At 67.4% G+C, this 13,897-nt stretch carries 12 protein-coding genes and 1 riboswitch; of the genes, 9 read left to right on the top strand and 3 right to left on the bottom strand.

The annotated features are described in order from the left end of the window. The coding region (locus tag Y706_RS28325) for an IMP dehydrogenase (protein WP_043436347.1) at positions 1 to 213 on the bottom strand (213 nt) is incomplete at its 3' end. 365 nt (positions 214 to 578) lie between these two features. Here Y706_RS28325 and Y706_RS0116700 point away from each other — a divergent pair. From Y706_RS0116700 to Y706_RS0116685, 4 genes are all read left to right on the top strand, one after another. Then, entirely contained in the window at positions 579 to 4,388 is a 3,810-nt protein-coding gene (locus Y706_RS0116700; protein WP_028277497.1) for a multifunctional oxoglutarate decarboxylase/oxoglutarate dehydrogenase thiamine pyrophosphate-binding subunit/dihydrolipoyllysine-residue succinyltransferase subunit, read from the top strand. Between the two features lie 112 nt (positions 4,389 to 4,500). Further along, positions 4,501 to 5,100 carry a GDSL-type esterase/lipase family protein gene (locus tag Y706_RS0116695; RefSeq protein WP_028277496.1) on the top strand — a complete coding sequence of 200 codons (600 nt, stop codon included), beginning with the start codon at positions 4,501 to 4,503 and terminating at the stop codon, positions 5,098 to 5,100. 148 nt (positions 5,101 to 5,248) lie between these two features. Further along, positions 5,249 to 6,076 carry a DUF4097 family beta strand repeat-containing protein gene (locus Y706_RS0116690; RefSeq protein ID WP_028277495.1) on the top strand — a complete coding sequence of 276 codons (828 nt, stop codon included), beginning with the start codon at positions 5,249 to 5,251 and terminating at the stop codon, positions 6,074 to 6,076. Further along, positions 6,076 to 6,714, top strand: coding sequence for a PadR family transcriptional regulator (locus Y706_RS0116685; RefSeq protein ID WP_028277494.1), 639 nt, complete (start codon positions 6,076 to 6,078; stop codon positions 6,712 to 6,714). The genes Y706_RS0116690 and Y706_RS0116685 overlap by 1 nt, the downstream gene beginning before the upstream one ends. A gap of 307 nt (positions 6,715 to 7,021) precedes the next feature. Here the strand turns inward: Y706_RS0116685 and rsrA are convergent, their stop codons facing one another. Next, the gene (gene rsrA, locus Y706_RS0116680) at positions 7,022 to 7,282 is read right to left on the bottom strand and encodes a mycothiol system anti-sigma-R factor (protein WP_018775287.1); all 261 of its coding nucleotides are present in this window, start codon (positions 7,280 to 7,282) and stop codon (positions 7,022 to 7,024) included. Beyond that, a complete protein-coding gene (locus Y706_RS0116675) occupies positions 7,279 to 8,052 on the bottom strand; it encodes a sigma-70 family RNA polymerase sigma factor (RefSeq protein WP_308197247.1) in 774 nt (257 codons plus the stop codon). The genes rsrA and Y706_RS0116675 overlap by 4 nt, the downstream gene beginning before the upstream one ends. A 227-nt stretch (positions 8,053 to 8,279) precedes the next feature. Here Y706_RS0116675 and Y706_RS0116670 point away from each other — a divergent pair, with 227 nt between their 5' ends. From Y706_RS0116670 to Y706_RS26035, 5 genes are all read left to right on the top strand, one after another. After that, on the top strand, positions 8,280 to 8,828 hold the full coding sequence (locus Y706_RS0116670; RefSeq protein WP_028277492.1) for a DoxX family protein: 549 nt from the start codon (positions 8,280 to 8,282) through the stop codon (positions 8,826 to 8,828). 7 nt (positions 8,829 to 8,835) lie between these two features. After that, the gene (gene aroA, locus Y706_RS0116665) at positions 8,836 to 10,254 is read left to right on the top strand and encodes a 3-phosphoshikimate 1-carboxyvinyltransferase (RefSeq protein ID WP_028277491.1); all 1,419 of its coding nucleotides are present in this window, start codon (positions 8,836 to 8,838) and stop codon (positions 10,252 to 10,254) included. Beyond that, on the top strand, positions 10,238 to 11,353 hold the full coding sequence (locus Y706_RS0116660) for a ribosome small subunit-dependent GTPase A (RefSeq protein WP_028277490.1): 1,116 nt from the start codon (positions 10,238 to 10,240) through the stop codon (positions 11,351 to 11,353). The genes aroA and Y706_RS0116660 overlap by 17 nt, the downstream gene beginning before the upstream one ends. Positions 11,354 to 11,429: 76 nt before the next feature. Beyond that, positions 11,430 to 12,260 carry a histidinol-phosphatase gene (gene hisN, locus Y706_RS0116655; RefSeq protein WP_028277489.1) on the top strand — a complete coding sequence of 277 codons (831 nt, stop codon included), beginning with the start codon at positions 11,430 to 11,432 and terminating at the stop codon, positions 12,258 to 12,260. Positions 12,261 to 12,337: 77 nt separating this feature from the next. Next, positions 12,338 to 12,451, top strand: a riboswitch (SAM riboswitch). Between the two features lie 34 nt (positions 12,452 to 12,485). Further along, positions 12,486 to 13,897, top strand: a 1,412-nt coding sequence (locus tag Y706_RS26035) for an aminotransferase class V-fold PLP-dependent enzyme (RefSeq protein WP_253906820.1), incomplete at its 3' end; no start/stop codon positions are given.

Below are 13,897 nucleotides of genomic sequence, written 5' to 3'. Positions count from 1 at the left end.
CAGGACGCCAAGGCCGCCGCGGCGGGCCATGGTCTCGGCCATCCGCTTCCCCGTGACCGCCGTCATGTTCGCCGCCACCAGCGGGATCGCGGAGCCGGTCCCGTCGTCGGCCGCGAGTTCGACGTCCAGGCGGGAGGTGACATCGGACCGGGACGGGACCAGGAAGAGGTCCGAGTAGGTCAGATCGGTGGTGGGCTCATTCAGGAAACGCACTGCTGCTCCTATGCTGGCACCCGCAGCTGGCACCGTCGGCGACAAACGGGTTCTCACTGCATTCTAGGGCGGTTTCCGGCGGGGCCGGCACCGCCTCCGGCGCCGGGGCCAGCACCGCGTCCGGCCTGGCGCAGGGCACCGCATGAGGGCCGCATCCGGGGCCGATTCTGCAACTCTTCTTCACCGCAATTCGGCGGCTGCCGGGGCGGATCATGATTTGGGTCACGCTTATTGGCGGTTTGGCAAGAATCCTCACTAGACTGGCATGGGTCTGGGTTCACTGGACGCAGAGACTGGCTCAATCGTTGTGCCGAGGCACCGTGGAAGCCAGAGGGAATCAAACTCACGGAAGAGGCGTATTTCAAGTGCCAGAGCAGCCTAGCCACCGTCTACCAGAGGAATTTGGCGGAAACGAGTGGCTCGTTGACGAACTGTATGAGCGTTACCAGCAGGACAAGAACACGGTCGACTCCAAGTGGTGGCCCCTGTTCGAATCCTTTGAAGCTAGTGACGCCTCTCCCGCCAACGGAACGTCCGGCACCGCGACAGCTGTGCATCCTGCCACCCGTGAACTTCCCGTTGTAGCGCCCGCCGCCGCTCCGGCTGCACCTGCGCCCGCAGCCCCCGCCGCCACGGCTGCGCCCGCACCGGCTGCGCCCGCACCGGCTGCGCCCGCCGCCAAGAAAGCCCCGGCCACCGTCGCCCGGGACGGCTCCAAGACTTCCGACGCCGGCCCCGGCACCGCGCCGATCCCGGCGCAGCTGCCCAAGAACCTCAAGGCCCCGACGGCTCCCGAAGAAGACGTCGTCTCGGTCCTGCGCGGCCCGGCCAAGGCGATCGCCTCGAACATGGTCACCAGCCTGGAAGTGCCGACCGCCACGAGCGTGCGCGCCATCCCGGCGAAGCTCCTGATCGACAACCGCGTGGTCATCAACTCCAACCTGGCCCGCGCCCGCGGCGGCAAGGTCTCCTTCACGCACCTGATCGGCTACGCCGTCATCCGCGCCCTGTCCCAGTTCCCGTCGATGAACGTCTACTACGACGAGATCGACGGCAAGCCGGTGGCTGTCCAGCCCGCGCACGTGAACTTCGGCATCGCGATCGACATGCCCAAGCCCGACGGCACCCGCCTGCTCATGGTCCCGAACATCAAGAAGGCGGAGACCCTCAACTTCTCCGAGTTCTGGCACACCTACGAGGACCTGATCAAGCGTGCCCGCAACGGCAAGCTGACCGCGGACGACCACTCCGGCACCACCGTGTCCCTGACCAACCCCGGCGGCATCGGCACCGTCCACTCGGTCCCGCGCCTGTCCAAGGGCCAGGCCGCCATCATCGGCGTCGGCGCACTGGACTACCCGGCCGAGTTCCAGGGTGCCAGCGAGAAGATCATCGCGCAGAACGCGATCAGCAAGGTCCTCACGCTGACCTCCACCTATGACCACCGCGTCATCCAGGGTGCCGGCAGCGGCGAGTTCCTCAAGCTCGTGCACCAGCTGCTGCTGGGCGCGCAGAACTTCTACGACGAGATCTTCGAGTCCCTGCGTATCCCCTACGAGCCCGTGCGCTGGAGCCCCGACCTGCAGGTGGACCCGGCCGACGAGATCAACAAGGTCGCCCGGATCCAGCAGCTGATCCACGCCTACCGCGTGCGCGGCCACCTCATGGCGGACACCGATCCGCTCGAGTACGTCCAGCGCAAGCACCCGGACCTCGATGTCCTGACCTACGGCCTGACCCTGTGGGACCTGGACCGCGAGTGGCCCACCGGCGGCTTCGGCGGCAGGCCGATGCTCAAGTTCCGCGACATCCTCGGCGTCCTCCGTGATGCCTACTGCCGCACCGCCGGCATCGAATACATGCACATCCAGGACCCGGCCGAGCGCAAGTGGTTCCAGGACCAGCTGGAGCACCCGTACTCGAAGCCGAGCCGCGACGAGCAGCTGCGCATCGTCTCCAAGCTCAACGCCGCCGAGGCCTTCGAGACCTTCCTGCAGACGAAGTTCGTCGGCCAGAAGCGCTTCTCGCTCGAGGGCGGCGAGTCCCTGATCCCGCTGCTGGACGCGATCATCTCCGACGCCGCCGACGACGAACTCGACGAAGTGGCGATCGGCATGGCCCACCGCGGCCGGCTCAACGTGCTGACCAATATCGCGGGCAAGACCTACGCGCAGGTCTTCCGCGAATTCGAAGGCACCCAGGACCCGCGCTCCGTGCAGGGCTCCGGTGACGTCAAGTACCACCTGGGCACCGAGGGCACCTTCACCTCGGACAACGGCAAGGAGACCAAGGTCTACCTCGCCGCGAACCCGTCCCACCTCGAGGCCGTCGATTCCGTCCTCGAAGGAATCGTCCGTGCCAAGCAGGACCGCCTGGACCAGGGCGAGGCGTTCCCCGTGCTGCCGATCATGGTGCACGGCGACGCCGCCTTCGCGGGCCAGGGCGTGGTCGCGGAAACGCTCAACCTCTCCCAGCTGCGCGGGTACCGCACCGGCGGCACCATCCACATCGTGGTCAACAACCAGGTCGGCTTCACCACCGCACCGTCGTCCTCGCGTTCCTCCACGTACTCCACGGACGTCGCCAAGATGATCCAGGCACCGGTGTTCCACGTGAACGGCGACGACCCGGAGGCCGTGGTCCGCATCGGGCAGCTTGCCTACGAGTTCCGTCAGCGGTTCCACAAGGACGTTGTCATCGACATGGTCTGCTACCGCCGCCGCGGCCACAACGAGGGCGATGACCCCTCGATGACCCAGCCGCTGATGTACAACCTGATCGAGGCCAAGCGCTCGGTCCGCAAGCTGTACACCGAATCGCTGATCGGCCGCGGTGACATCACCGAGGAAGAAGCCGAGCAGCTGCTGCGGGACTACCAGGAACGCCTGGAACGCGTCTTCGCGGAAACCCACGCGGCCCAGACGTCCCCGATCCCGATCATCACGGCCGATTCAGCCGCGGTGTCGGACCTGGAACGCCCCATGGCCCAGCAGTCCGATTCCGGCGTCAGCGCGCCGGTATCCACCGCGATCTCCGCGGAGACCCTGGCCCGCATCGGCAAGGCCCACACCGATATCCCGGACGGCTTCACCGTCCACGCCAAGCTCAAGCAGCTGCTGGAGAAGCGTGAGGCGATGTCCCGCGAAGGCGGCATCGACTGGGGCTTCGGTGAACTGGCCGCGTTCGGTTCGCTCATCATGGAAGGCGTCCCCGTCCGGCTCGCCGGCCAGGACTCGCGCCGCGGCACCTTCGTGCAGCGCCACGCCGTCTTCCACGACCGCGCCAACGGCGACGAGTGGCTTCCGCTGTCCCACCTCTCGGATGACCAGGCGAAGCTGTGGATCTACGATTCGCTGCTCTCCGAATACGCCGCCATGGGCTTCGAATACGGGTACTCGGTGGAACGCCCGGATGCGTTGGTGCTCTGGGAAGCGCAGTTCGGTGACTTCGTCAACGGCGCGCAGACCATCATCGATGAGTTCATCTCCTCGGCCGAGCAGAAATGGGGCCAGCGGTCCTCGCTGGTTCTCATGCTGCCGCACGGCTACGAGGGCCAGGGCCCGGACCATTCCTCCGCCCGCATCGAGCGCTTCCTGCAGATGTGCGCCGAAGAGAACATGATCGTGGCCAACCCCACGACGTCGGCCTCGCACTTCCACCTGCTGCGCCGCCAGGCGTACAGCAGGCCGCGCAAGCCGCTCATCATCTTCACGCCCAAGCAGCTGCTCCGCCTCAAGGCCGCCGCGTCCTCCGTGGAGGACTTCACCACCGGCTCGTTCCGCCCGGTCATTCCGGAACACGCGCAGCTGCAGGCCGACGCCGTCGAACGCGTGCTGCTGGTCTCCGGACGCCTGTACTACGATCTGCTGTCCACCCGGCAGAAGACCGAGAACAAGACCACGGCGATCGTCCGCGTCGAGCAGCTGTACCCGCTGCCGGCCGACGAGATCGCCGCGGAGCTGGCCAAGTACCCGAACGCCGAAGTGGTCTGGGCGCAGGATGAACCGGCCAACCAGGGTCCGTGGCCGTTCATCGGCCTGAACCTGCCGGATGCCCTGGACCGCCGGGTCCGCCTCATCTCCCGCCCCGCCTCGGCCTCCACCGCGGCAGGGTCGATGAAGCGCCACGCGGCAGAACAGGACTCCCTGCTCAAGCAGGCATTCGCTCGTAAATAGCGGCATTACTGCCCGGCCGGAGACTGAAACAACAACACTCCGGCCGGGCGGTTCTGTTTAATGGACTATTAGTGGTCAGCTTGATGGACAGCGTTGAAGTGAAGAGGTAGTCGTGGAAGATCGGAAGCTGCGGATCGCAGCCGTTGGGGACGAGCTGTTGGCCGGGCTTGGTGATCCGCGCGCCTTGGGCTGGCTGGGCCGGGTCCTGGCCCGCACGCCGCAGGACAGCGTCGCCCTGGAGTGCTACTCCCTGCCATGCCCCGAAGAGGGCACCGAGGGCCTTGCAGCCCGCTGGCTCGAGGAGTCGGGCCGACGGTTCGGCAACCACCACGAAAACCGCCTGGTGATCGGCCTGTCAGGACGCGACATTGAGTTCGGCCTGTCCACGGCCCGCAGCCGCCTGAACCTGGCCAACATCCTGGACTCCGCCTCGCAGAACAAGATCGAGGTCTTCGTCGTGGGCCCGCCGCCCACGCTTGACCCCGCACAGAACCGCAGGCTCGGCGAGCTCAACACCGCCTTCGCCGACGTCACGACGCGCCGGAAGCACCTCTATGTCGACACGTTCTCACCGCTGCTGAACCACGAGCAGTGGCGCCAGGACCTCGCGGCCAACGGCGGCACGCCCGGCCAGGCCGGCTACGGCCTCATGGCCTGGCTCGTGCTGCACCGCGGCTGGTTCCAGTGGCTGGGCCTGGACACCCCGGAATAGGCGGGCGAGCAGGCAACCGGCCGCGCCGGGACCCCCTTCAGGGAATTTCGCGATATATCTTGACCTGCCGGCAAGCGCGATATATCGTGACTTCATAGTCGCGATATATCGTTAGTTGCCCAGCCCCTTTCGCCTTTCCGGAGGAACCATGTCAGAGAACACGTGGACCGTGACCGGCCCGCAGACCATCGACGTCGACGGCGTCCACTCCCTCAAACTCGGGATTGTCCGCGGCCGCTTCGACATCGTCACCCATGACGAGGACGTTGCCAGGATCGAGGTCTCGGAAATCGAAGGCGATCCGCTGTCGGTTTCGATCGTCAACGGCCGCCTGGAAGTCCGCCACCAGTTGCACGGCCCGCAGGGCTGGTTCAAGAACCTGATGAGCACCGTCAACAACGGCAGCAGCAACTCGGTGGTCATCAGCATCGCCCTGCCGGCCGGCGTCGAGGTCGAGGCCGGGACGGTGAGCGGCGACGGCATGGTTTCCGGGCTCAGCGGCCACACCCGGCTCAACACCGTCTCGGGGTCCGTGCTGGCCGACGGCACCGCCGGGAACCTGTCCGTCAACACGGTCAGCGGCGAGGTGATTGCCCGCAACCACCGCGGCGTCCTGACCGCCAAGAGCGTCTCCGGCGAGGTGACGGCCTCGGGCGAATTCAGCAACATCCGGGCGAACACCGTCAGCGGCGACCTGAACTTCGACCTGCACGGCTTCACCCATGACTTTGGCGCCAATTCGGTCTCCGGCGACGTCACCATCCGGCTGCCGCACGACGTCGGGGTGGACATCGTGGCCAAGTCCGCCAGCGGCGCGGTGGTCATCGATGACACGAGGTACGTCCAGCCCGGCGGCACGGTGCAGACCATTGCGGGACCGGACGCCAAGCTGATGCTGGTCCGGACCAACTCGGTCTCGGGAAAAACCTCGCTCTTCCACGGCCAGCCCAGCCCGGACACCGAAACGGCCATCTGATGCCTCCCGTCTTCGCCCATGGGGCGCTGCGGCTGTACCTGCTCGCCCTGCTCGAATCGGGCCCCAAGCACGGCTACGAGCTGATCAAGGCGCTCAGCGAGCGTTTCGGCGGCACGTACTCCCCCAGTGCCGGAACCATCTACCCGCGCCTGGGCAAGCTTGAAGAGGAAGGGCTCGTCGCCACCCGCACGGAAGGCCGCCGCACCAACTACAGCATCACTCCGGCCGGCCTCACGGAACTGAACCGCCGGCGGGACGAACTCGCCGGCGTCGAGAACGACATCTCGGCGTCGGTCCGCCGGCTTGCCGACAACCTGCGCCAGGACATCCGCGTCAACATGCGCGGCCTCCGGGCCGACCTTGCGGCCACGGCGGAGGCGGCCCGGACCTCGGCCCGCGCCGCCGGTTCTGCCGGCGGGACGGGCACTGCCGGCGGCGCGGGAAGCCCGAGGTACTCCCCGGAAGGCGAACGGCGGCTGAAGGAGGCGGAAATGCTGGTGCAGGCGTTCCGCGACGACATGCGGGTGGAACTGCGGCGTCATGCCGGGAGCCGCCCGGTTACCGCCGTCACGCTCGAAACGGTCAGGACCGTGCTGGACCAGGCCCGGATCTCGATCCGAAATTCGTTGGAGGGCTGAGGCCGCGCCCGGACCGGCCGCGGCCCGTAGCACGGGCCCCCGGTTCGCGGCGGGTGCCGCGATGTGGGAGACTTGAGGGCAGCTCTTTTGAGTACCAAGATTAAGGAGGCCAGCTATGAGCAAACGTGCACGTAAACGTCGTGACCGTAAGCGTGGCGGCGCGAACCACGGTAAGCGCCCCAACGCCTAAGCAAAGCTTGGAATGACAGCTTTAAACGAATGACCCCGGAATCCTCACGGATTCCGGGGTCATTCGTTTATGTCGGTTCAGGCTTCCACAGTCCGGCTCAGGCTTCCACTGTCCGGCTCAGGCTTCCACTGTCCGGATCGAGTGAATCCGGTCCAGGATGGAGTTCTTGAGGTTTTCCGGAGCTGCTTCGGTGCACGAACGCTTGACCATCACGCGGATGACACATTCGAGGTCGTACTGCTCCAGGCACTCCGGGCAACTGTCCAGGTGGTCCTTGATCTCTGCGATGTCTGCACGCGTGAGCGCACCATCCAGATATTCATAGATACGTTGCATCCGGGCGTCATCGCAATCGCCCAGTCCCTGGCAGTCGCTCATTTCCTGTTCTCCTGTTTGTTGCTGTCGGCCGCGGCGCTTGACTCGGTGGCGGCCCTGAATCCTCGTTCGGCGGCATAGTCCGCCAGCATGTCCCGCAGCATCTTCCGGCCGCGGTGCAGCCGCGACATGACGGTCCCGATGGGGGTGTTCATGATGTCCGAAATTTCCTTGTACGCGAAACCCTCGACGTCGGCGAAGTACACGGCCAGCCGGAATTCCTCCGGAATCGACTGGAGGGCGCGTTTCACATCCGAGTCGGGCAGGTGGTCCAGGGCCTCAGCCTCCGCCGAACGCAGTCCCGAGGACGTGTGCGACTCGGCGCGGGCCAGCTGCCAGTCCTCAATGGTGTCCGAATTCGACTGCAGCGGCTCGCGCTGACGCTTCCGGTACAGGTTGATGTACGTGTTGGTGAGGATGCGGTACAGCCAGGCCTTCAGATTGGTTCCGGGCTTGTACTGGTGGAACGCGGAAAACGCCTTCGTATACGCCTCCTGGACCAGGTCCTCGGCGTCGGAGGGGTTCCGGGCCATCCTCATGGCCGCCGAATACAGCTGGTCCACGTACTGCATGGCGTCACGCTCAAAGCGCACCCGGCGCTCTTCCGCGGACTCGGTGGAGACATCAAGGGGCTTCCCGTCCACCTCGGTCTCCAAAGCGGCGGGCGTGCCGGCATCAGGTGTCTTGGTGGGCGTGGCGTCGTTTCCGGCAACCTCGTGCATGGCCGCAACGGCCGGGTCCATGGTGCTCATTGCGTTCAAGTCTACTGTCACCTTCCGCCGGGCACCCGGAACCGACGGAAGCGCGAGGGTCCATGATTGCCCCGAACCGGCTTCCGGTTCCGCCCTGTCTTTGACCAGAGTCAAATCTCCGCCTTCGTTAGCCTGCTGGGATCTGCCTTTCACAACCACGTCCTGCGGGCAAATATTCCGCAAAAGTGCAAGACTAGAACCGGTTCTCCCGCAGTGAAGCCGCTGTTCGTCCATCCAGGAGGAAATTCATGTCGTTTGTCCGCTTTCTCGCCCGGCCCATGCTCGCCTCCAGTTTCGTCCTCGCCGGCATGGACAAGCTCAAGAACGCGGATGACACTGCGGCCCAGCTGTCCCCCTTGTTGCGGCGTGCGGCCGACGCCTTGCCGTTCCAGCCAAATGAGAAAGTCGTGGCACGCGTGATCGGCGGCACCCAGATCGGTGCCGGCGTCTGCTTCGCCCTCGGCAAGTCCGCCCGGCTGGCGGCCACCCTGCTCGCCGTCATTTCGCTCCTGAACGGCTACGTCGAATGGCGCAGCGCGGACATCTCCTCGAAGGAAGCCCGCGACGCCCGCCGCAAACAGCTCCTGAAAAACGTCTCCCTCACCGGCGGCGTGCTCCTCGCCGCGGTCGATACCGCCGGCAAGCCCAGCCTGGCCTGGCGCGCCGGGCACCTGGCCGCCGATGCCAAGAAGAGCGCCGGACACCTCGCCGCCGATGCCCGCAAGACCACCAACAAGCAGCTGAAGAAGGCCGACAAAGTCGTCCGCAAGGCCGTAGACCACTCTGCCGGGGCCTAAGACGGTAATGACTGGCACCACCCCCTCTGCAGCTGCCCCGTCCCACCCTGCCGGCGCCCATGCAGCCGGTCCCCATGCAGCCGACGTCGGCCTGCACTGGCCCGCCCCCTTCGCCGCACGGCCGGTCGATGCCACTGTCACCGTTCCCGGTTCCAAGTCCCTGAACAACCGGTACCTCGTGCTCGCCGCCCTCGCGGACGGACCTTCCCGGCTGCGGGCTCCCCTGCACTCCCGGGATTCCGCGCTGATGATTGAGGCCCTGCGGCAGTTGGGGGCCACCGTCACGGAAGTGCCCGGCGACGGCGCCTTCGGCCCCGACCTGGAAATCGTCCCGATCAGCATGGATGCCGCGGCGGCGGACACGGCGATCGACTGCGGCCTGGCCGGCACGGTCATGCGCTTTGTGCCGCCGGTGGCCGCGCTGCGCCGCGGTGAGTCCCGTTTCGACGGCGACCCCCATGCCCGCAAACGCCCCATGGGCACCATTATCGAGGCTCTCGCCGGCCTGGGTGTGGCAGTCACCGCGCCCGACGGCGGTCCGGCGTCGTCGTTGCCGTTCACGGTGCACGGCTCGGGCGAGGTGCGCGGCGGCCACCTGGTCATTGATGCCAGCGCTTCGTCCCAGTTCGTCTCCGCCCTGCTGCTGGCCGGGGCGCGCTTCACCGAGGGACTCCACCTCGAACACGTCGGCAAGCCCGTCCCGAGCCTGGACCACATCAACATGACCGTGGCCGTGCTGCGCGGCGTGGGCGTGGCGGTCGACGACTCGGTGCCGAACCACTGGGTTGTCTCCCCCGGCCCGATCCGCGCCTTCGACGTCCGGATCGAGCAGGACCTCTCGAACGCCGGACCCTTCCTCGCGGCGGCCCTGGCCACCGGCGGCACCGTGCGGATCCCGAACTGGCCCGCGGAAACCACCCAGGTGGGTGATCTCTGGCGCGGAATCCTGACCGCTATGGGCGCCACGGTGACGGTTGACGGCGGCACCCTGACCGTCAGCGGAGGGCCGGAGATCAAGGGCGGCGACTTCGACGAGACCAGCGAACTCGCCCCCACCGTAGCCGCGCTGTGCGCCCTCGCCACCGGCCCCTCACGGCTGGGCGGCATCGCCCACCTCCGCGGCCATGAAACGGACCGGCTCGCCGCCCTCGTCGCCGAAATCAACCGCCTCGGCGGCGACGCCGAAGAAACCCCCGACGGCCTCATCATCCGCCCGGCCGCGCTGCACGGCGGTGTGGTGCACAGCTACGCCGACCACCGCATGGCAACCGCCGGCGCCATCCTCGGCCTTGCCGTAGCCGGCGTGGAAGTCGAGGACATCGCAACCACGGCCAAGACCATGCCCGATTTCCCGCAACTCTGGGAAGCGATGCTGGCCCAGGGACCCGCCGCAGATGAGGACACCGCCGGTGGCACGCAGCACTGATTCCTGGGACGAGTCCGACGTCCGGATCCGGCCGAACAAGAAAGGCACACGGCCCCGCACCAAGGACCGGCCCAGCTACGACGACGCCGTCACCGGACGCATCATCACCGTTGACCGCGGCCGCTACACCGCCGTCGTCGGCGAGGGGACCGCGGACGAACGCAAGATCATCGCGGCCCGGGCCCGGGAACTGCGCCGCAACCCGGTGGTTGCCGGCGACTTCGTCTCCCTCGTCGGGGACGTCACCGGCGAGCCCGACACCCTGGCGCGGCTGGTCAAGATCCAGGACCGCAGGACGCTGCTGCGCCGCAGCGCCGACGACACAGACCCGATCGAACGTGCCGTCGTGGCCAACGCCGACCAGCTGGTGGTGGTGGTCGCCGCCGCCAACCCCGAGCCGCGGACCGGTTTCATCGACCGCGCACTGGTCGCCGCGTACGACGCCGGCATCGAGCCGCTGCTGCTCGTCACCAAGGCCGACGTCAAGGATCCCGCCGAGCTGCTGTCCAACTACCAGCACCTCGACTTCCCCGTCATCATCTCCAAGACCGCCGACTCCGCCGCTTCCGGCATCGACGCCCGCTCCGACGACGGGCTCTCCGCCCGGCTCGACAAGGACGCGGTATCCCAGCTGCGCGACTACCTCGACGGCAAGGTCACCGTGATGCTGGGCCATTCCGGCGTCGGCAAGTCCACCATGGTCAACGCCCTGACCGGGGCCGAGCGGGCCACGGGAGGCGTGAACGCGGTCACAGGCCGCGGCCGCCACACGTCCTCGTCGGCGCTGGCGCTCAAAGTCAACGATGCCCCAGCCGGCAGCTGGATCATCGACACCCCCGGCATCCGGTCCTTCGGCCTGGCCCACGTGGACCCGGACCGGATCCTGCGTTCCTTCCCGGACCTGGAACCGGGCACCGATGATTGCGAACGCGGCTGCAAGCATGACTCCACCGCCGTCAACTGCGGGGTCGACAAGTGGGTTGCGGCCGGGCACGCGGGGCCCTCGGGACCGGCCAGGCTCGCGTCCCTGCGCCGGCTGCTGGGCACGGACCCGCGGATGGAAGCGCAGGAAACCAAGGAACTGGGCACCGTCTCCTAGCCGGACCGGCAACGGGGCGGCGGCGCCGTGCCGCGGCCTCCCGCCCGGCAGCCCGGTTTGACGGTAGTTTGGAAGCATGAGCCAACCCGCTTCGAGCTACAACGATGACCTGCGCCTTGCCCATGTACTGGCAGATTCGGTCGATTCCCAGACCATGAGCCGCTTCAAGGCGCTCGACCTTCGGATCGAGACGAAGCCCGACCTCACACCCGTCACCGATGCCGACAAGTCCGCGGAAGAGGCCATCCGCGGCCAGCTCTCCCGGTCACGTCCGCGTGACGCGGTCCTGGGCGAAGAATTCGGCAGCTCGGGCCACGGTTCCCGCCGGTGGATCATCGACCCGATCGACGGCACGAAGAACTTTGTCCGCGGCGTCCCGGTCTGGGCCACCCTGATCGCCCTCGTCGATGAGGGCGAGCCGGTGGTCGGCGTCGTCAGCGCGCCGGCACTGGGCAAGCGCTGGTGGGCCGCCAAGGGTGCAGGCGCCTACACGGGCCGCTCGCTCGCCGCCGCCACACGGTTGAAGGTATCGAACGTCTCCAATCTCGAGGACGCCTCGCTGTCCTACTCCAGCCTTGGCGGCTGGAAGGAACGCGGGAACCTGGACGAGTTCCTGGGCCTGACCGAGGAAGTGTGGCGGACCCGCGCCTACGGTGACTTCTGGTCGTACTGCCTCGTGGCCGAGGGAGCCGTGGACATCGCCTGCGAACCCGAGCTGAATCTCTACGACATGGCCGCCCTGGTGCCGATCGTGACCGAGGCCGGCGGCCGCTTCACCTCGCTCGAAGGCGAGGACGGCCCCTTCGGCGGCAACGCCCTGGCCACCAATTCGATCCTGCACTCGGAAGTCCTCAAGCGTCTCAACCCCGGACTCGACGACCTCTTCCAGGCCCACCCGAACAACTGATCCGCGCCCGTAATAATCCGCTTCACAATCGGCGGCCGCCTTTTCCCCGGCTGCGCCGATGTCCTACGCTCGATGCAGGTCACGAGTGCCAGCGCTAAACCCCGGTTTGCTGGCCGGCAACCCTCCAGTCGCGGTGGGGTGCCCCGGGTGACGACCTGGCCGGTCCGGAACGGACCCGGCAAGCGCGGATTCCCACGGTGTGGGGTCCTGTTCGAGTGAGGTCCCATGACAACTGCCATTTTCCCCGTTGCCCCTGAATTCCATGCACGGCTTGCCCTCGCGGCCCGCCCGCTGGCAGCCGTCACCGGGGCCGAGATCCAGGCCCCGCTGATCACCGGCGGCCACGCGCGCTACGCCAACCTCGACTACGGCGCCTCTGCCCCGGCCCTGTCCGTGGTCTCGGCCTACCTGAACGAAATCCTGCCGTACTACGCAAGCGTGCACCGTGGCGCCGGCTACGCATCGCAGATCAGCACCTCCGTCTACGAGAACGCTCGGGACATCGTGCGGGACTTCGTGGGCGGCCGGCCCGGCGATTCCGTGATCTTCACGCGCAACACCACCGATTCCCTGAACCTGCTGGCCGGCTGCCTGCCGCTGCGCGACGGGCGGCCCGCGGGCGAGGTCCTCTACCTCGACATCGAACACCACGCCAACCTCCTGCCCTGGCAGAATGTCCCGCACCGCAGCGTCGTGGCCGCCGCCACCCTCGCGGCCACCGTGGACCGGCTGCGCGACGAACTCGCCCGCGGCGGCGTCAGCCTGTTGGCCGTCACTGGCGCCTCCAACGTCACCGGGGAGATCCTCCCGATCCGGACCCTGGCCGCACTGGCGCACGAATACGGCGCCAGGATCGTTGTCGACGCCGCGCAGCTCGCCCCGCACCGGCGGATCAATATCGCCGCGGACGACGTCGATTACCTCGCCTTCTCGGGGCACAAGCTGTACGCCCCGTTCGGCGCCGGCGTGCTGGTGGGGCGGACGGACTGGCTCGACGCCGGTACCCCGCACCTGGCCGGCGGCGGCGCGGTCCGCGATGCCAGGCTCGACTCCGTCAGCTGGACCACGGGACCTGCCCGGCACGAGGGCGGCTCGCCGAACGTCCTCGGTGCGGCAGCCCTCGCCCGCGCCACCCAGGTCATTGCAGCCCTGGACCCGGAGCAGTGGCAGGCCCACGAGGACGCCATCCGGTCCTTCCTCGTCGAGGGCCTCCAGGGCATCGAAGGGGTAACCGTGCACCGGATCTTTGCCGATTCGGCTTCCGATTCTTCCTCCGCTTCTTCCACTGGAGGCGATCAGCCGGACACCGGCACGATCGGCGTCGTGAACTTTTCCGTGGAAGGCTACGACGCCGGACTGGTGGCCGCCTACCTGTCGGCCGAACACGGCATTGGCCTGCGCGACGGCCGCTTCTGCGCCCACCCGCTGCTCAAGCGGCTCGGGCCTCCAGGGCATCGAAGGGGTAACCGTGCACCGGATCTTTGCCGATTCGGCTTCCGATTCTTCCTCCGCTTCTTCCACTGGAGGCGATCAGCCGGACACCGGCACGATCGGCGTCGTGAACTTTTCCGTGGAAGGCTACGACGCCGGACTGGTGGCCGCCTACCTGTCGGCCGAACACGGCATTGGCCTGCGCG

The organism is Arthrobacter sp. I3 (assembly GCF_000520575.1).
GTDB lineage: Bacteria > Actinomycetota > Actinomycetes > Actinomycetales > Micrococcaceae > Arthrobacter > Arthrobacter humicola_A.
Note: the sequence above shows the minus strand (reverse complement) of the source record. Positions and strands in the feature narration are given on the sequence as shown.

What these genes read in the sequence shown, in the direction of transcription:
- Y706_RS0116690 (WP_028277495.1), top strand. Translation starts at nt 5,249, where the DNA reads ATGTCAGAGAACACGTGGACCGTGACCGGCCCGCAGACCATCGACGTC.
- Y706_RS0116685 (WP_028277494.1), top strand. Translation starts at nt 6,076, where the DNA reads ATGCCTCCCGTCTTCGCCCATGGGGCGCTGCGGCTGTACCTGCTCGCC.
- rsrA (WP_018775287.1), bottom strand. Translation starts at nt 7,282, where the DNA reads ATGAGCGACTGCCAGGGACTGGGCGATTGCGATGACGCCCGGATGCAA.
- Y706_RS0116670 (WP_028277492.1), top strand. Translation starts at nt 8,280, where the DNA reads ATGTCGTTTGTCCGCTTTCTCGCCCGGCCCATGCTCGCCTCCAGTTTC.
- aroA (WP_028277491.1), top strand. Translation starts at nt 8,836, where the DNA reads ATGACTGGCACCACCCCCTCTGCAGCTGCCCCGTCCCACCCTGCCGGC.
- hisN (WP_028277489.1), top strand. Translation starts at nt 11,430, where the DNA reads ATGAGCCAACCCGCTTCGAGCTACAACGATGACCTGCGCCTTGCCCAT.